At 39.6% G+C, this 18666-nt stretch carries 16 protein-coding genes and 1 pseudogene; 13 read left to right on the top strand and 4 right to left on the bottom strand.

Annotation, left to right across the window (positions count from 1 at the left end; all coding sequences use genetic code 11):
- Positions 1-209: 209 nt before the first annotated feature.
- The 11 genes and pseudogenes from VRK_RS05340 to VRK_RS05295 form a co-directional block, all read left to right on the top strand.
- Positions 210-476 (top strand): annotated as a pseudogene (locus tag VRK_RS05340) (YhdT family protein); the annotation flags it as partial.
- A 70-nt stretch (positions 477-546) separates the two neighbouring features.
- Positions 547-2001 carry a sodium/pantothenate symporter gene (gene panF, locus VRK_RS05335; protein ID WP_059120417.1) on the top strand — a complete coding sequence of 485 codons (1455 nt, stop codon included), beginning with the start codon at positions 547-549 and terminating at the stop codon, positions 1999-2001.
- Positions 2002-2691: 690 nt separating this feature from the next.
- The gene (locus VRK_RS05330) at positions 2692-3705 is read left to right on the top strand and encodes a 3-oxoacyl-ACP synthase (RefSeq protein ID WP_059120416.1); all 1014 of its coding nucleotides are present in this window, start codon (positions 2692-2694) and stop codon (positions 3703-3705) included.
- Positions 3683-5452: an indolepyruvate ferredoxin oxidoreductase subunit alpha gene (locus tag VRK_RS05325; protein ID WP_059120415.1), complete on the top strand. Its 1770-nt coding sequence runs from the start codon at positions 3683-3685 to the stop codon at positions 5450-5452. Before VRK_RS05330 ends, VRK_RS05325 begins: the two co-directional genes overlap by 23 nt.
- Complete coding sequence (locus VRK_RS05320; protein ID WP_197413060.1) at positions 5439-6032, top strand: 2-oxoacid:acceptor oxidoreductase family protein; 594 nt, start codon at positions 5439-5441, stop codon at positions 6030-6032. The genes VRK_RS05325 and VRK_RS05320 overlap by 14 nt, the downstream gene beginning before the upstream one ends.
- The gene (locus VRK_RS05315; RefSeq protein ID WP_059120413.1) at positions 6022-7230 is read left to right on the top strand and encodes a multidrug effflux MFS transporter; all 1209 of its coding nucleotides are present in this window, start codon (positions 6022-6024) and stop codon (positions 7228-7230) included. The genes VRK_RS05320 and VRK_RS05315 overlap by 11 nt, the downstream gene beginning before the upstream one ends.
- Entirely contained in the window at positions 7223-7945 is a 723-nt protein-coding gene (locus tag VRK_RS05310; protein WP_059120412.1) for an acetolactate decarboxylase, read from the top strand. Before VRK_RS05315 ends, VRK_RS05310 begins: the two co-directional genes overlap by 8 nt.
- Positions 7946-7954: 9 nt before the next feature.
- Positions 7955-8689: an acetolactate decarboxylase gene (locus tag VRK_RS05305; RefSeq protein ID WP_059120411.1), complete on the top strand. Its 735-nt coding sequence runs from the start codon at positions 7955-7957 to the stop codon at positions 8687-8689.
- Entirely contained in the window at positions 8679-9209 is a 531-nt protein-coding gene (locus VRK_RS21660) for a 4Fe-4S dicluster domain-containing protein (protein WP_443083412.1), read from the top strand. The genes VRK_RS05305 and VRK_RS21660 overlap by 11 nt, the downstream gene beginning before the upstream one ends.
- Before the next feature lie 26 nt (positions 9210-9235).
- Positions 9236-9976, top strand: a complete 741-nt coding sequence (locus VRK_RS05300) for an SDR family oxidoreductase (RefSeq protein ID WP_059120410.1) — start codon at positions 9236-9238, stop codon at positions 9974-9976.
- Between the two features lie 11 nt (positions 9977-9987).
- Positions 9988-11193, top strand: coding sequence for an acetyl-CoA C-acetyltransferase (locus VRK_RS05295; protein ID WP_059120409.1), 1206 nt, complete (start codon positions 9988-9990; stop codon positions 11191-11193).
- Positions 11194-11223: 30 nt separating this feature from the next.
- Here the strand turns inward: VRK_RS05295 and VRK_RS05290 are convergent, their stop codons facing one another.
- The 3 genes from VRK_RS05290 to VRK_RS05280 all read right to left on the bottom strand — a co-directional run bounded on the left by VRK_RS05290 (position 11224) and on the right by VRK_RS05280 (position 13748).
- A complete protein-coding gene (locus tag VRK_RS05290) occupies positions 11224-11970 on the bottom strand; it encodes a response regulator transcription factor (protein WP_157371855.1) in 747 nt (248 codons plus the stop codon).
- A 434-nt stretch (positions 11971-12404) separates the two neighbouring features.
- Positions 12405-12770: a cupin domain-containing protein gene (locus tag VRK_RS05285; protein WP_059120407.1), complete on the bottom strand. Its 366-nt coding sequence runs from the start codon at positions 12768-12770 to the stop codon at positions 12405-12407.
- Between the two features lie 108 nt (positions 12771-12878).
- On the bottom strand, positions 12879-13748 hold the full coding sequence (locus VRK_RS05280) for an AraC family transcriptional regulator (RefSeq protein WP_059122664.1): 870 nt from the start codon (positions 13746-13748) through the stop codon (positions 12879-12881).
- A 141-nt stretch (positions 13749-13889) separates the two neighbouring features.
- Between VRK_RS05280 and VRK_RS05275 the strand changes: the two genes are divergently transcribed.
- The gene (locus VRK_RS05275; RefSeq protein WP_059120406.1) at positions 13890-15044 is read left to right on the top strand and encodes an aminotransferase-like domain-containing protein; all 1155 of its coding nucleotides are present in this window, start codon (positions 13890-13892) and stop codon (positions 15042-15044) included.
- 58 nt (positions 15045-15102) lie between these two features.
- On the opposite strand, the gene VRK_RS05270 is transcribed toward VRK_RS05275, so the two are convergent.
- On the bottom strand, positions 15103-15579 hold the full coding sequence (locus tag VRK_RS05270; RefSeq protein WP_059122663.1) for a LabA-like NYN domain-containing protein: 477 nt from the start codon (positions 15577-15579) through the stop codon (positions 15103-15105).
- A 774-nt stretch (positions 15580-16353) separates the two neighbouring features.
- On the opposite strand from VRK_RS05270, the gene VRK_RS20580 reads away from it, so the two are divergent.
- Entirely contained in the window at positions 16354-18570 is a 2217-nt protein-coding gene (locus VRK_RS20580) for a glycoside hydrolase family 6 protein (protein ID WP_197413059.1), read from the top strand.
- The last annotated feature ends 96 nt before the right edge of the window (positions 18571-18666 follow it).

Raw genomic sequence — 18666 nt, 5'->3', positions numbered from 1 at the left:
CGCTTAATCACCTCTCAGCGCTACTCATCACGAGTATCTAACAAGGATGAGCCCGGATTCGCCGTCATGAAGCGCATTCTCAACTTACCTTCATGGCACGCAATCTGGTATCATCGCCAACCAAATTTAGTGACAGGAATCATCTTCAACTGAATGATTTCAAAAATGATGGTCTTTTTAGATGATAGGAACAGGGAGAATCATATCCGATGAATCAACAGACCAAACCTTATCGTCAGGCACACCGGGAAGCCTTGTGGGCAATTGCACTGGCACTGGGATATTTTATTTGGTGGTATGCCACGGCTTACGGTTTTTCTCCACCGCCTGAATCTCAGGCATTACCTGAACTTTATTGGGGAATGCCATTATGGTTTTTGCTTTCTTGTGTCGTCGGCCCGGTACTGTTTACACTTCTGTGCGGCCTGATGGTGAAATATGTGTATCGTAATTTCTCGCTATCCACAGCAGAAGACAGTGACGAACCACAACGGCACACACTGAATTCATCCCAGCCCCCCGACATTTCACAACAGAATCATCATCATGAATAGTCAACTGATTATCCCTTTACTGATCTATCTTGCCGCTGTCTTTGCGTTGGCTATACTGACCCGCCGCCATCATCGGCCGGGGCAATTTCTCAGCGAATATTTTATCGGCAGTCGTAGCCTTGGCGGGTTTGTCCTCGCGATGACACTGGCGGCAACCTATGCCAGTGCCAGCAGTTTTATCGGCGGGCCGGGTGCAGCCTATAAAATGGGACTTGGCTGGGTATTACTGGCGATGATTCAATTGCCTGCGACGTGGCTGACCTTAGGCGTGCTGGGAAAAAAATTTGCCATGGAAGCCAGACGCCATAACGCGGTGACGCTCAATGACATTTTATTTGCCCGTTTTCAGAGTCGCACGGTGGTCATTATTGCTTCACTGACGCTGCTGCTCGCCTTCTTCGGTACCATGGTGGTGCAGTTCGTCGGGGGCGCACGGTTACTGCAAACCGTCACCGGGCTGTCGTATCATCAAGGGCTGTTGTTGTTCGCCTGCACGGTCGGACTCTATACCACGATCGGTGGCTTTCGGGCGGTGGTCCTGACCGATACAGTTCAGGGAATCATGATGCTGATCGGAACCTTCGTGTTACTTTGGGGCGTCATCCATGCGGGTCACGGTATCAGTGAACTGGTGACCCGGCTGCATCAGATCGATCCGGCGTTAGTCACCCCATACGGGCCGGATCATTTTCTCAGCCAGCCGTTTATCCTGAGTTTCTGGGTATTAGTCTGTTTCGGAGTGATCGGCCTGCCGCATGCAGCGGTTCGCTGTATGTCCTATAAAGACAGTGCTTCATTACATAAAGGAATTGTCATCAGTACCATCATGATGGCTTTACTGATGTTCGGCACGCATCTGGCCGGTGCACTTGGCCGGGGAATTATCCCGGAAGTTGCCAGCCCGGATCTCATCATGCCGACACTGATGATGACGGTGTTACCTCCGATGGTTGCGGGTATTTTCCTCGCCGGCCCAATGGCGGCAATCATGTCCACCATCGACTCACAACTGATTCAGGCTTCTGCGACCCTGCTCAAAGACCTCTACCTCAACTACATCAATCCCCGGATGCTGAGTGAGGCTCAGGGCGAACGCAAGCTGAGCCGTCTCTCGATCTGGGTCACCGGTATTTTTGCCCTGCTGGTCTTTTTGGCCGCGACCCATCCGCCGGATATGATTATCTGGCTCAATCTGATGGCTTTAGGTGGTTTACAGGCTGTCTTCCTCTGGCCGCTGGTGCTGGGATTATACTGGTCCAAAGCCTCGGCAACTGGTGCATTGAGTAGCATGGTGGTTGGTTTGGGCAGCTATATTTCGCTGGTGGCATTCAAACCTAATCTCGGTGGGATTCATCCGATTGTGCCAACGCTGGCACTCGGGTTGGCCGCCTTTATCATCGGCAGCTATCTCAGACCCGCAGCGCCGACAGTTATGGCGGCTGAATGATGTTATTTACAGGTAGCTACGGCTACCTGTGGCCTATACGCTATTGTATGATTTCTCACTGAACGTGATGAGACTTTGAGCCTTACTAATGCGCTATACTCTTCTGTTAGGGAATAGCTGCACTCTCCCCTGATTGTTCACCCTGAACCCATTGATCAAGTTGGCTTTGCTCTATTGAAGATGGGCTAGCACACAGGGGCAAGTGTCCCCGAAACTGAGAATGGACTATGATTCTTTGACCTTCGAGCACGGCATGTTTTTCAATGTGTTCTGGCAATAAAATATGCAAATAGTATCTTATGATGTATTATAAAAATAAACATCATTCAACAGAAATGAAAAATAGAGTGTGAAATCTCTCACCCATAAGAATAAAAGTATGAAGAAAAATAAACATATACAATTTTCTCTTTATAAGCAATGTTGCAGTATAAAACTCTGCACAGGATATTTTATCAATAGAAAATAGCGTAAGCATATGTTTATTTAATAAATTTTAAGATACAGTTTTATAAAAATTCAACGATATGGTGACATATCTAACCTATAAAATATTAATATAACTATTAGAATATTCACCCATATAAAAAAACGGGTGAAATATTGGAAAAAAAATAATAATTCGGGTGATGAAATAATAAAATAAAATCAACATAATAATATCATTGTTAATTTCGTCATAGCACTCACATGAACTGTCAAATAATAGATTTTGATGTGTATATTCCAAATACAAACATCAGCTGTCTAGAACTATCCCAAAACACTGGAATTCCGGAAGAGATAATCAAAGAGAAATATGGTATAAACTCAAAAATCACTTCCACAATAATAGATAATTCTGAAGATTTAGGAGTAAAAGCAGCAGAATCATTATTAAATAAGACTAAAACTCCGCCAAATGAAATTGATGCATTGATTTGGGTTGGTAGTGTCAACAATGAAAAAATGATGTATGTAACAGCACTATCAGTGGCGAAGAAACTAAACACTTGCAATGCGTGGGCATTTGACATGAATTCAATGTGTAGCACAATGATTTCTGCTATAGAAATTGCTAAAACTCTTATAGAAGCAGGAAAGTATAAGAAAATATTATTAGTCAGTGGATGTAAGGATAGTGAATATCTGAATTTTAAAAATCAAGATACACAGTTTCTAATTAATCTAAGCACTGGTGGAGCTGCTGTTCTATTAGCTTGTACAGAAAAGCATACAAATAATTGTTTCTCTATTTTAGGTTCAAGCTTCATGAGTGATTGTAGCTTGGCTGGCTTATGCTATGCGAAAAAGAGTCAAACTCATACCAGTTCCTATGAACTAGTTGTAGATGATGTGGAATACTTTAAGAAAAGATTAAATGAAGTTTCTTTAACTAATTTTATTACCGTTATAAATAATGCAATAAAAGAATCTAAAATAAAAAGTGATGATATTGACTATGTAGCGATGTTACATATGAAAAAATCCGCACACAATAAGATAATGGAATTAATAGGAATAAATAAAGAAAAGTGCATCTATCTAGATAACTATGGCCACATGCAACAAAATGATCAATTTTTATCACTAAAACTAGCTTTAGAAAATAAAAAAATTAAAGAAGACTCTAAAATTTTACTTGTTGGAGCAGGATTAGGGTTTACATGGGGAGCAACAGTAATATATTGGAGAAAAGATAATGAATATTCTATACAGTGGTAATGATGCAATATCAAGAGGCGCGTATGAGAGTGGCGTTAAAGTAGTAACAGGCTATCCAGGAACACCTTGTACAGAGATTGTATCCAATTTTTTTGAAAAATATACAGAAGTAGATTGTGAATGGTCAGTTAATGAAAAAGTTGCACTGGAAGTAGCAATTGGTGCTTCATTCGCGGGCTACCGAAGTATGTCCGTTATGAAAACAGTAGGTCTTAATGTTGCACATGATGCTCTTATGTCAGCAGCACAGTCTCAAATCAATGGTGGTTTGGTGATTGTCGTTGGTGATGATACAGGAAGAATCACCGATGATTATAATGACTGTCGATATTATGGTGATAGTGCAAACATCCCGGTTTTAGAACCAAGTGATGCACAAGAAGCACTTGAATTAATAAAGTTAGCATTTTCGATAAGTGAGATTTATTGCCTCCCCGTAATTGTCAGGTTAACAACAATTACATGTAAAACATTATCAAAAGTGACTCTGGATGATATTCATAATTACAAAGCACCCAAAAGAATAAAACATAATATTAGCGCATACAGTGTATATTCAACGACCATTATGTTAGGTCTTAAAAGGTCTAATCTAGAAATCGTCCGTCAATTTAACAATGACTATATAGATAATTTAAACAAATTAAAGTCCGACATATCAAATAATGAAAAAATAAACGAGATTATTTATAAATCTAAGAAAATAGGTTTTATCTGCACTGGAACATCTAGTCTCTATGTTAAAGAAGTATGCCCTGAATCATCAATATTACATCTCAGAATGGTAAACCCACTACCTGAAGATTTATTGAAAAATTTTTCTAATCAGATAGATAATATTTATTTAATTGAAGACGGCCATGATTATTTAGAGAACAAAGTTAAAGCATTAGGTATAAGCATTATATCTATAGATAAGAAAAAATTTAAATTTTTACCAGTATACACACCAGAAGTAATCAAAGAGCATATTTTAAACCTGAAGATAGAAAATAAACCATTAGAAGAAGTTCCCTTCCGCCTACCGATGAATTGTGCTGGTTGTAGTCATTTATTCATTTATAACGTTTTGAAAAAAAACAATATTAAAGCTACGACTGATGTGACCTGCGGTGGCTTAGGTATCCTGCCTCATATAAACGCATTTAACAATGCTAAAAATATGGGAGCTTCAATTTCTGTTGCACATGGATACAATTTAGCAAACGGCAACAATAAATATGTTTCAGTGATTGGAGATGGTGGATTCTGGGCCACAGGCCATAACGGCTTATTAAACATGTCATTCAATAAGGGAAACTCTACAGTAATTATCGTTGACAATAGCTGTATAGCGATGACTGGAGGACAAGATACACCGGGCTCAAGGTATGAAAAATCTGGTGAGAATGAGCTATCTATTTCTAAAATTTGTGAAGCATATAATATTAAAGATGTTCATACAGTAGATCCCTATGACTTAAAAACACTGGAGTCAACCATACTATCCTGTATAAACAATAACAATATTAGTATTATTATTGCCAAAAGACCTTGTTTGGTAAAATACAAGATTCAAATTACAGAACAATCACACATTGATAATATGCAATGTGTTAATTGTGGTACTTGTTTAAATCTAGGCTGCCCAGCGATTGTTAGAGATACCCTTAATCAAAAAATTAACATCGATAAAAATTTATGCGTTGGTTGTAAATTATGTATGAACAACTGTAAAAATGGAGCAATTAACTGTGAGTCAATTTAATATAGTATTATGTGGTCTCGGTGGACAGGGTATAGTATCACTAACTAAAATTTTTGGTGAGCTAGCTATAAATAGTGGTTTTGATATTAAAATAAATAATATTATAGGCCTTGGACAACGTGGGGGTAGTGTTTCCAGTCATATTAGAATAAATAAAGAAGAAAAAGTCATCTCTCCTATGATCGAATATGGAAGTTCAGATATTTTAATCGGCCTCGAAAAAACTGAACTATTTAGAAATATTCATTATTTAAAAGAAAATGGCATATGTTTTTTCCATGATTATAATTTGACATCACCAACTATAAATACAAAATTGGAAAATGAAGTAGAATTTGATCTAGATGATATCTTAAAGAGAAAAAAACAAAGAGCCATTTGCATTGATGACTATATAAATCAAGAGAAAATAGAAAGTTCAATCAATTTCCTTATTCTTCCAATATTATTGAAGTTAATAAATTTTGATAATATAGAAGAATTTTTGATTAGAAAAAAATCACGTAATTTAATGCAAAAAATAGCTGCAGTAAATATAGGATACAAAGTATCAGAAGAGATCAACAACCATGTTTATTAAGTATAGAATATCTGAATTAAAAATAATTTTTTTGATCTTCTCCATACCATTCCTTATGGGATTAGGTGTTGATCTCTATGTGCCCTCTCTTCCTGCGATCACTGAATATTTCAGCACAACAAGTGGGCAGGTACAACAAACTATATCATTATATATGCTTGGTTATGGTATTGGACAATTCTTACTTGGTATTGTGTCAGATGCATCAGGAAGAAAAATTGTTTTAAGATCATGTTCTATTATATTTACTCTCAGTAGTTTTGCTTGCTTTGAATTTGCTTATTCAATTCATGTACTGCAGTTTTTAAGATTAATGCAAGGTCTTAGCGTTGCTGGTCTAGCTGTTGTTGCAAGAGCAATGATTGTTGATGTTTTTGATGGAAAAAACCTCTATAAATATACCAACTACTTCGGTTTGAGCTGGTCACTAGGCCCTATCCTAGGCCCAATTATTGGTGGATATCTAGCAACATACTTTGGCTGGAAATCCAACTTCATATTTTTTACTATCTATGGTTTAACCGTAACTCTCATTTCTTTGACCAGTTTTAAGGAAACGAACAAAAGTATTATTCCATATAATCAAGCATTTAATATCAAGAGCATAAGCAGAGTAATATTAAATCCAATATTTATGGGATATACATTAATTGGAGGAATTGGCTACGCCGCTATTGTATATTTTAATGTAATTGGCCCATTCCTACTTCAAAGTAAATTTGGTTTAACGACAGTTCAATATGGTTATGTAGCTTTATTATTAGGGGCTGGGTATTTTTTAGGATCCCTTCTTAATAAATCAACAGTAAATAAAAACGGTAGTGTTAACAATCTTCATTTTGGTTTATTGATTTGTCTTGCCTCATCATTATTGATGTTATCATTAAATTTACTCGACAATGTAATTATATATATAATAATTACATTAATATTTATAATATTCCTTGGTGTAGGATTCATTGTTCCGAATACTTTAGTGAATTCAATGAAAGTTTTTCCAGCCAAAGCAGGGACTGCAAGCTCATTATTTGGAACATTCACTGGCGTAATCGTTTCCATTATTTCTTGGTATGCATCTCACAGTAATAGTATGTCAATTTTTAATACAGCGATGAATTATATACTGCTTATCACAGTTTGTATATTAGTAATGTGGTTTATACAATTTACATTAAAAAGAGATAGAGTTCATGAATAACACAGTATACCAGATATCTTTGTTTGGAGCTACATTTGAAGGTTTATTAAATGGCATTACAACCTTAAATAAAATCGATGAATTTGGCAATTTTGGGATTGGAGGAATTGAAGGTCTAGAAGGTGAAATAACTCTATACAATGATATGTATTATGTATCTGATTATAACTTCAATAGAAAGAAATATGATGTTTCAGAAAATGAAATATCAACACCTAAAATGTGTCTAACTATGTTTAGTGATATTAAAAAAGTTAATTTCAGCAAAAAAATGAGTCTAAATGAACTTGTTGAATGTATAAAATATCACTTTGGAAATATAAATTTGTTCGCTGCCATAAAAATTTCATCAAAGCTAGCTAGCATTAAGCTTTTGTCATATCCAAAGAGCCAACATCCATATCCAAAAATTGAAGAATTAGTAACTAGAAAACATATTTGTGAATATAAAAATATTGATGGATCACTTATAGGTTTTATCTACCCCAAATTAATGTCACCGATCACAGGACCTGAATTTCATTTTCATTTTATAGGTAATTCGTTAAATATTGGTGGTCATGTATTATCATGTGAGATTGAAAATGCATCAGTCGAAGTTTCGATTAAAGATCGTTTACGTATTTATTTACCTGAACATGATGAATTTGAAAAAATATCAATAAATAATCCTATCGAACGTCTCAATAATGTGATATCACTCATTAATAATTAGGTATAAAAAATGGAATTATTTTCATATAACGATACACTTTATCAAATAAACACAAGCCAGACGTTATGCAATTGCATAATGGACTCAAATCACAAGTTAAGTGAACTATTAGAACAAGGTGATTTTGGATTTGGTGCCACAGCGGGAATGCAGGAAAACATTGTATTATTTAATGGGAAAATTATTTCACCAAAAGAAAATATTTCAAGTAAAAAAATAGCCATTTCATTTGTATCTAAGTTTTTTAATGAAAAAACCTTATACAGCTGTTCCGGTATGAATATAGAGGGTTTAAGGGAATATATAGAGTGTAGTTTTCAGAGTAAAAATTATATCTATTTATTTAAATTAAAATCTGAATTTGATTTTGTAAAAATATCGCACTTCCCAAAATTCCAAAAACCATATGTAAAAATAACACCAGAGATTGTCAATCAATCAGAAAATGAAATATTATCAAATATAAGTGGGTATCTAATGGGCTTTTGGCTTCCTTCATATTTAGATTGTTTTAACAGTGGTGCAGGTGGATGCCATATTCATTTTATTAGTGATGACATGAGTGTCTTTGGCCATGTGCTAGAATGTCAGACCTCATCATTTGAAATGCAATTGTGCCAGAAAAATAATTTCGAATTAGTGCTACCTTGTTGTAAAGATTTCAATACATCCCCTTTTATAGAGGACAAACAAATGAACTCACGTATCTCTGATTGGGCTAAATTAGGTAAAGGTGGTATTTGATGTGGAATCACGAAAATATGTTGAAATAGATTTTAACAAATGCATAGGCTGTAAAATGTGCATCGTATCCTGTGCATTGTCACACAAAAATCAAATAGGTTCTATTGAACAAAATTTAAACTCTCGTCTATTCCTTAACTTTACAGCTGAAAAACGATCAGCATCCGTATGTCAACATTGTACAGAACCTGAATGTTTATCTACGTGTCTTAATAATGCAATGTCTATCGTGGATGGCCTTGTCACAATAAATAGTGATAAGTGTACAGGATGTGGTTTATGTGTCGATTCATGTAATTTCAATGGTATACATTTAATAAAGCGGAAGAAACGTTTTGATTCTGATAGTGAATTTGTTGCTAATAAATGTGACTTATGCATATCAAATAAATCTGGGCTAGCGTGCGTGAATTCCTGTGTAGTACGTGCAATAAAAATAATTGAAGTAGAGTCTGCTGTAGATAATAACTCTCGGCAATCAGATGTCAATGATGAGTTTATTGACTCCCCATTTTTCTAATTTAAAAAATTATATATGAGGTAAATATGTCTAAACTAGCTTTAATCACTGGAGCTACTGGTGGTATTGGCTCAGCAATAGTTAAAGAATTGTTGTCCAAAGAATATTATGTTATTGGCACTTACTATGGTGAGTCCGAAGAAAAAATACATCAATGGGCTTCTGAAAATGACTTATCATTAGAAAAAATAAAACTATTAAATTTGGACGTCTCTAATTTTGAGATGTGTAAGGAAACTCTGAATAATCTAATGAATACATATGGTGACATTGATGTATTGATAAACTGTGCTGGCATAACCAGAGATAAATTATTTAAAAAGATGGAAAAACCAGATTGGTATGATGTAATTAACACCAATCTAAATAGTGTTTTTAATATTACTCAATGTTTATTCCCAGCTATGTTAAATAAAGGCTATGGTAAGATTATCAACATATCATCAGTAAATGGTCTGAAAGGACAGTTCGGTCAAACTAACTACTCTGCGGCTAAAGCCGGGATGATTGGTTTCACTAAAGCACTTGCCCTTGAGGGGGCTAAATATGGTGTGACTGTCAATGCTATCGCCCCTGGCTATACAGCAACACCAATGGTTGCCAAAATGCGAGAAGATTTACTGGAATCTATAAAAACAGAGATTCCTATGAGACGTCTCGCGACACCTAAAGATATTGCTGGTGCTGTCGCATATTTAATCAGTGACGCGGGCACATACATTACTGGAGAGACTCTCTCTGTCAACGGTGGTTTATACATGCACTAGAGGGCATTGGGATGAGAAAAGTATTTATTGTAGCTGCAAAGCGAACTCCTCTAGGTTCTTTTGGGGGAATGTTAAAAAGTACATCGGTAGGTGAATTAGGTGCTATTGCAGTGAAAGCAGCACTTGAGGCATCAGGTGTTGCGACAGATAAAGTAGATGAGGTCATCATTGGTAACGTCGTTGGCGCTGGTCAAGGCATGAATGTTGGCCGTCAAGCATCGATCTACGCAGGCATTCCATCATTTGTCCCCGCATATACACTCAATATGGTCTGTGGTAGTGGTATGAAAACTGTGATGGATGGGATCTCACACATCCGTGCTGGTGATGCAAATGTCGTAATCGCAGGAGGTGTAGAAGTTATGTCAGCCATCCCTTATGCGATCTCAGGCAGTATTCGCGATGGTCATAAAATGGGAAATACTCAACTGACCGACTTAATGGTTAGTGATGGTTTGACTGATGCATTCAATCAATACCATATGGGTATCACTGCTGAAAATATTGCAAAAGAACTTGGTATTACCCGACAAGAGCAAGATGAATTTGCTACTACTAGCCAAAACAAAGCAGTGGCAGCAATTGAAGCTGGGAAATTCAGAGATGAAATTGTTCCGATCAAAGTCAAAGTTCGCCGAAACACCGTACTATTTGACACTGATGAGTACCCCAAACCAAACATTACGACTGAAATTCTCGCAGAACTTCGCCCCGCCTTTGATAAAGAAGGGACTGTCACTGCTGGTAATGCATCGGGCATTAACGATGGTGCTAGCGCTATAGTACTTGCATCTGAGCAAGCCGTAAAAGATTACCAGCTAATACCAATAGCTGAAATTGTCGGTTATGCTCAAGATGGGGTCAACCCTAAAATCATGGGCTTAGGGCCTGTTGGTGCAGTAACAAAAGCGTTAGAGAAAGCCCAATTAACAATTGAAGATATCGATCTTTTTGAACTGAATGAGGCGTTTGCAGCACAAGCATTAGGCGTTATCAAACAGCTTTCAAAAATTCATAAAATTGATCCTCAAGCCATTCTCGACAAATCAAATGTGAATGGAGGAGCCATTGCATTAGGTCATCCTCTGGGAGCATCGGGCAACCGGATCCTTGTGAGTTTAATTTATGAAATGCATAAGCGATCAAATAGATATGGTATAGCTTCACTCTGTGTTGGTGGCGGAATGGGAACAGCTATTATTATAAAGACCGTATAGACAATGAACGACTAGTTCAAATCAAATAAACTATTTATTAATACTATCCAATACAATATTAACTTTATTCAAACATTCTGTCATATTCGAAACATCAAATTTAGCATAGATGTTTTTTATATGTGTTTTAACTGTATTTATCGATACACCAAGTTTTTGTGGAAGTTCAGATATACTGTATCCTAGATATATATTATAGAGAACTTCTACTTCTTTTGGAGTGATTTTATATTTACTATTGAGTGAAAAATACCCAAAGAAGAGAATCTTATCAATTTTTGAATTACCATACATTTCTTTTTCAAGTACGGAGGATAAGTACTTAACTACAAGCTCCATAACCAAATAACAATGATTACCATCATCATCTATATCAATAAAAATCTGTATTTCACCAATACATTTTTCTTTTACTATTAAATTTCCACTAATGACAGTCCAAAAATCAACAGTATATTTTTTATACTCTGAAAATGCGATGCTAGTACCACTTAAATGACCTTTACCTATAAGCGAAAGGTCTACTTTTGGACATTCACCGATAATATACCCTTTTTTAAAAAACCATTGCGATACTGATGCAGATCCCAAGACATCTAATAAAATTCCGCTCTCATCGAATAATAAAATCGCCTTATGTTTTAAGTCTAGCTTCTCTAATATATCGACTAGACATGTCCTGCAACTATCTATCAAAAACTTTTTATCATCAGGAAAGTCTATAATTAAGTTGTTATCCATAAGCCTTTGTGATGACTTCCGTTTTTGATTAGACATTACCGAACTGTTTGAATCGATTATATATGAAATGTTATCCGCCAAAACACCCTCATATGCACTCAAGTTTGTACTAATATGGACTATACACGATAGATTCACCGAATACCATATATTATCTTTCTACTCAATATAGAAGTATCTGATAATTATCGTGAAATATATTGGATATTTATACAGAACAATCGAAGCATATTATATGGCAAAATACTGTTAGATAGGTGTTATATGTATTTAATATCCATGCTGAAATAGCTGTTCCTAAATATAGATCACTGCACCGATATAGCTTCCAATCAATGACTTGATATAGTTAGAGTGCCAAGCCCAGTATGCTGGGCTTCAATAGCGCATGTCCGGGAAAGATTACACCCTAAACGTTATGATGACTCGAACGATTAAACGAATACATACGAAGCCAACCTATTGTGCCGCTAAATCCACTCTTGCTGCTCTGAAGAGACGGTAACTTCACTTTGGATCTCTCCGGTATGAGCCGTCGATGCCGGCTCAACCATCATAAAATGTGTATCTGGCTCTGCTTTCGGGCAGTGCTCGACACCTTTGGGGACGATATACATCTCACCGGGATTGAGCACAATATTTTTATCCCTCAGTTGTAAAGTCAGCTGGCCTTGAAACACAATAAACAGTTCATCTTCATGCTCATGTGCATGCCATACCAGCTCACCATTCCCTTTGGCGATTTTTACCAGCTGACCGTTGGATTCAGCGATAATTTTTGGTGTCCATACTTCGGAGAACTGTCCGAATTTTTCACGAATATTAATTTTATTCACTGCCCCTCTCTCCTATATGACCGTAATAGCACAACGCATTATTAAAATGCCATGAGTTTATTATGAATGCCACGAGAATCACTTATGGAAAATAGTTAGGCTGTTGCCTTAAAAGAATTTCACCGGCAAATAAAAATCTAACTCAAACTGTTCATCAGGATGGAGAAAGTGATTTTGATGATAGTGAACATAAGCCGGTGTCGAGCGTAACTTAAACCCAGACGTCGGTAGCCACTGCTCCATAATCTGGCTGATATACGGCAGCAACTCACCATATATCCCTTGTAAATGAAACACGGCATGTAAGCCGCCGGGGATCACCATCTGATTCACGATCCCCCGAAACGGCAACGGCCGGTCGATTTCAAGGCAGGCCACGTAGCGACATTTGTCCAACGCGACCCAGGCGGGGTTCGAATGGTGCAAGCCAAACTGAGTCGTGTCATCACGCCCTTCACTCTCCGCCCACGCTTTCAAAACCAACCAAGCATGGCGAATGGAGCGGTTGTACCCCGTATGTCGCACGTAAGCCGCCATGCGATCCGGGACGTCTAAAATTTTGGTTGGCTGTAATACCCGACTTGCTACACGCTGATAGCCGGCTGCGATTTCCGGATCTTTGAGATAAGGTTTTTCAGCAGTCCCCATATCATGCTGCCGCCACTGACCGGGATACATCTGGAATGTTGCTTTAAAAGCCCGGCTGAATGAAGACGCGGAACTGAAACCACAGTTACTGGCGATCTCCGACACCGAAGATGTTGGATCAAACATCAGCTGATTGGCCGCATACTCCATCCGTGTGCGCCGGATATACTGATGAATCGACTCACCGACCGTCTGTTTAAACACTCGATGAAAATGCTGCTCGGAATAAGCCGCCACATCGGCTAACGCCTTGGCTGACAACTCTTTACTGATATCTTTATGAATATAAAAGAGAACATCATTGATTCGGGAAATATGATGGCGGCTCATAACCGATAAATCGCATAAATGGACATATTGTTCAGCATAAATGGACATTCGTATTTAAGCAATCCCCTGTACTATCTCTCCTCTAGAGGCTGTGCTCCATAGAAAACAGTCCGAACAATAAAACAGCAAACAGGAACAGACATGGAAATTGCGCACTCATTACAACAAACCCGTTCATCTTATATCCGAGAGATCCTTAGTGCCGCCACCGATAAAAATGTAATTTCACTGGCCGGAGGCCTGCCGGACGAACAAACATTCCCGATTGCGCTGATGCAACCAACACTGGAAAAACTGGCACACATGCCGGAGATCTTTCAATACGGTGCAACCGCCGGTTATCAACCCCTTATCAACTATCTGCACGAGCTGTATCAGTTACCTGACACGCACACGGCCATGATCTGTACCGGCTCACAGCAAGGGTTAGATCTTATCGCCAGAGCTTACTTTAATCCGCAAGATACCATTGCGATGGAAGCCCCCAGTTATCTGGGTGCCATGCAGGTTTTTAATCTGGTTCAGGCCAATATTGTTACCGTGCCTCAAACGGAAGATGGCCCGGATATCGCGTTGCTCGAACAGTGCTTTCAGCAACAGCAACCGAAAGCCTTCTATGCGGTGCCTGATTTTCACAACCCGACCGGGGTGTGCTGGAGCCTGTCGGTTCGCCAGCAAGTCGCAACACTCTGTTGCCAATACAATGTGGTTTTGATTGAAGATGCGCCCTATCGCGAGCTACGCTTCAGCGGTGAAGCGCTGCCACTGGTTTCTGATTTTTGTCCGAACCATGCGATTGTCTTACGTTCATTTTCTAAAATTGCCTCTCCGGGGCTAAGAATCGGTGTGGTCACAGGGAAGCGCAGTGATCTGGAGCCATTAATCAAAGTCAAACAGGGTGCGGATCTGCACTCCAGTGTCCCAATGCAAGCGCTGCTGCTCGGGCTATTGCAACACCCCGATTTTGAGCAGCATATCCAGCGCATCCGTCGTTTATATCAGTCCCGTTATGACTGTCTGTATACCGCCCTGAGTCAACAACTGCCTCAAGGTTGTCATATCAAACCAATTAACGGTGGAATGTTCATCTGGCTTTCTCTGCCGGATTGCGACACATTTGCGCTGGCAAAAACGATGTTGGATAAAGGTGTGGCGGTCGTACCGAGCCCGGTCTTTTATCCCGATGCTGCCCCGTCGCCTGCGGCATTACGACTGAATTTTACCAATGCCAGTCCGGAAGAACTGACCGAAGCCGTCAACCGTCTGGCCGACGGGCTAAAAGCTTATTTAAATTAAACGCCGCTGCGCAAATCACAATTCATTGCACTCCGCGGCTATCTGCGTCCGCGGAGTCTTATGCCATCAACAGCTCAGCGTCAATCGGAATATATTGGCTGGCTGCCTGCATCAAAGTAACCGAGGTCAGTTCAGGCACACCATACACTTCAACCCATTTACCTTTATCAGCAGATAGTTTTTTCACCAACACATCAAAATCACCATCTCCGGAAACCAGCACAACAGTATCGACATCTGCTGCATACTCCATTGCATCAATGGTAATCCCGACATCCCAGTCCCCTTTTGCTGAACCATCTGCTCGTTGAATAAAGGGTTTCAGTTTGACCTCGAAACCGATCGCTCTCAGGATATTCTGAAATTCCTGTTGCTTCGGATCCCCCCGGTCAATCGCATAGGCAATTGCCTTTACAACTTCCCGGTTCTCAGTCGTTTTGGCCCATAATTTGTTGTAATTCAGGTGACGTTGATAGGCTTGTCGGGTGGTGTAATACACGTTTTGTACGTCAACAAGTAACAGAACTTTTTTCATCTGGGCAGGCCTTTGATTGCTGGTCGTGTTTCGAAGAGGAGCAGTGTAATATGAAACGCTACCCCAACCCAGAGAAAATCGTTGCGCCTCATTCATATCGAGACCAAACACAAACATCTTTGGCGGCTGTCCCCCCTGAATGATGCAATGAATTGACTCACACTGTATATTCACCATATTGCATAAAAATAATCTCCCATTCACTCGTTTTTATTTAAAAATGGCACAATGGAAGCTTATAAAATTTAAAATAATCAGTGATAAGCATTCCAAATATTTGTAACACTCTTTCAAAATACACTCCTAACTCAGCCTGAAAACTAAAGAAAACATCAATATATAGTACGTCATATTATAATATTTACACCTTATAAAATTAAATATTAATATCATATTAAAATACAATAATTTAAATAAAAAAACGAAAAAACATAATGAGAATAACAAAAAACAAAAACAATAAAATCAAACACTTAAATTACAAATTAATTAGTGAAATTTTGTTTTAATTTCATTTAACACATAAAATAAAAATTGATTATTTACTTATTCACCGCCCTTTATTTCGTGGAACTCCTCACAATAAATAGAATTATTTATATTATTTCATCTCAATTTCTTGACGCTAACATAAGAGCCATCTAGACCCAAATAGTATGAATGTTTATTGATAAACCATTCGCGTAAATAATATTTTAATCAGTAGTATAAAAAGAAAATCTTAATCAGGAAGATTGAGAAAATATGCATAAAACTAACCGTAGGAGGCTAGAAATGAGAAAAAGGCAGAAACAACTCCGGTTGTTACCGCTGGTTTTGGCACTGGGTGCGGCCTTGTCGTCAGTCGGCGCACAAGCTGCATCCTGTTCATATTCATTAACCAATGAATGGGATGGTGGATTTCAAGGCGTTGTGACCATCACTAATGACGAGAATGCAGATATCAATGGCTGGCAGATTGGGATGAAATATCCGGCTGGCGTGGCTGTCACGCAATCTTGGAGTGGTGCACTTTCAGGGGATAACCCCTATTACATTGTGAACACCGAGTGGAACGGAACCATTAAAAAAGGCCAAAGCTTAGCGGTTAACTTTATGGGAACCCGCAATAGCACCAGTGCTGCGCATGTCGAATTAATGGGTTCAACCTGTAGTGGTGGTGGAGACACCCCGCCACCGAATCATTTACCTGACGCTGTTGCCGATGCAACACCGGTTTCTGGCATTGCACCGCTCGAAGTCAGCTTTAGTGCCGGTGGTTCAACCGATGCAGACGGCGATGCATTAACCTACATCTGGGATTTCGGTGATGGAGAAACCGGTACGGGCAAAGATGTGCTGCATACCTATACCGAACCCGGCGAGTACACTGCCAAACTGACCGTTAGTGATGGCACAGGCGTCGATACTGCCAACGTGGTGATCAATGTCACAACCGAATCTGGCAATACACCACCCGTGGCGGCCATGACTGTGACACCGGCATCCGGACAAGCCCCGTTATTGGTCAACTTTGATGCGTCTGCTTCAACCGACGCAGATAATGATGTCCTTACCTATATCTGGGACTTCGGTGATGGTGCAACAGGTTCAGGTGTCACAACGTCACACACTTATGCGGATCCCGGTAAATATACCGTCTCATTAATTGTCAGCGATGGCATGGATACCAGCAAAATCATCAAAACGGTCAATGTCACCGATGATGATGTCCCACCGACCACAGAACGAGTGGACAACCCATTCCGTGATGTAACTTGGTATGTCAACCCAGAGTGGTCTGCTTTAGCAGCGGCAGAACCGGGCGGTAGCGCTGTGTCTAACCAGAACACCGGGGTATGGCTCGACCGAATCGGTGCGATTGCAGGAACAGACAGTAGAATGGGACTGCGTGCTCACTTAGATGAAGCACTCAAACAAGGTGCGAATCTGTTTACGGTTGTAGTCTATGACTTACCAAACCGTGACTGTAAGGCCGTGGCCTCCAATGGTGAATTGCTCATTTCTAAAGGCGACATGGTTCGCTATAAAAATGAATTTATCGACCCAATTGCAGAAATCTTTGCCGATCCGAAATATAAAAATATCCGGATTGCGGCGATCATCGAACTTGACTCTTTACCAAACCTCGTCACCAATATCGATATACCAAAATGTCGAGAAGCAGCTGGTGAAGGCGGTTACCGTGAAGGGATCACCTACGCACTCAACAAGTTCTCACCGATTAAGAACGTCTATTCGTACATTGATGCGGCGCACTCTGGTTGGTTAGGCTGGGATAGTAACTTTGGTCCGGCAATCACCATGATTTCTGACGTGATCAAAGGTACAGATGCAGGCTGGGGCAGTGTTGCCGGTTTCGTCACCAACACCGCGAACTACAGTCCGCTGGTTGAAACTTATCTCCCTGATCCAACCAAAAATGTCGGAGGTGGTCCGATTCGGAGTGCGGATTTCTATGAATGGAACCCGAACTTTGATGAGAAAGACTATGCGATTGAATTCCGCAAACGGATGATTGCGAAAGGTGCACCAACCACTATCGGGATGTTGATTGATACCGGACGAAATGGCTGGGGCGGTCCTGACCGGCCGACACATGTCAGTTATTCATCCGATAAAAATACCTATGTGGATGAATCCCGGATCGACCGTCGCCATCACCGCGGTAACTGGTGTAACCAACCCAGTGGTATCGGCTACAAACCATGGGCTGACCCTTATGCCGGCGTGGATGCTTTCGTGTGGGTGAAACCACCGGGTGAATCAGATGGTGTCTCTGAACCAGACTATCAGCCTGATCCGGATGACCCAGCGAAGCAGTACGATCCAATGTGTGACCCAGACAAAATGAGTACTTCTGCACCATTGCCTACAGGTGCGATGGATAATGCGCCACACGCTGGTCGTTGGTATTCAGCAGGGTTCCAACACCTGTTAGAAAATGCTTATCCACCGGTTGATCAGCCAGCAGGCCCACCGGCAGAGTAAATCAGCAATCCACTCTCTGACCCCGACAAGTGTCGGTCAGTCAGATAAACCAAATCGCCGGATCCTGTCACAGGATCCGGCTTTTTATGGCTGCTT

The sequence above is a fragment of the Vibrio sp. MEBiC08052 genome (genome assembly GCF_001506075.1).
Classification (GTDB): Bacteria; Pseudomonadota; Gammaproteobacteria; order Enterobacterales; family Vibrionaceae; genus Vibrio.
This window is presented reverse-complemented; position numbering and strand designations above follow the sequence as displayed.